The sequence below is a fragment of the Paracraurococcus ruber genome (assembly GCF_004353985.1).
Taxonomy (GTDB): Bacteria; Pseudomonadota; Alphaproteobacteria; order Acetobacterales; family Acetobacteraceae; genus Paracraurococcus; species Paracraurococcus ruber.
Window position 1 is genome coordinate 1 of the sequence record NZ_SMOA01000688.1, and the last position, 496, is coordinate 496.

Annotated in this window: 1 protein-coding gene; it reads left to right on the forward strand. The window is 80.0% G+C overall.

Features of this window, described 5'->3' with window-relative positions; genetic code table 11:
- A partial coding sequence (locus E2C05_RS32455; RefSeq protein ID WP_205083315.1) for an SH3 domain-containing protein occupies positions 1–264 on the forward strand: 264 nt, incomplete at its 5' end.
- Between the last annotated feature and the right edge of the window lie 232 nt (positions 265–496).

A 496-nucleotide genomic window follows, 5' to 3' on the forward strand; every position in this document is an offset into this window, starting at 1 on the left:
GCGCCCTCGACCCAGGCCGCCGTGACGCCGCCCGCGCCGATGCCCCCGCCAACCGCGGCGGCCGACCGCGCCCTGCGGGTGGCGGTGCGCACCGCCGCCAACCTGCGGACCCAGCCGAACAACACCGCGCCGATCCTCCGCACCATCCCGCAGGGGGAGGTGCTGCGGGAGTTCAGCCGCAGCGCCGATGGCTGGGTGGAGGTGGGCGACACCCAGCCCCGCGGCTGGATCTTCGGCAAGCTGCTGCTGCCGGCGAAGCCCTGAGCCGCCCGCGCCGCGCGCGCCCTTGCCGCGCGCGGCGCCAGCCAGGCTCGACGGGGACCGCGCGTCGCCGGGTCCCTGGCACGGGCTCGGCCATCCAGGGTCCAACCTTCCGGCACGCCGGGGGCGGGCCAGCGGGCGCGGCGGCCGGATGCCGGCCGCGCATCGCGGGCAGGCAGGCCCGGACGAGCGACGCGGAGGGGCGCGCCTTGCCGCGGCGAATCGCCGCCGGCCG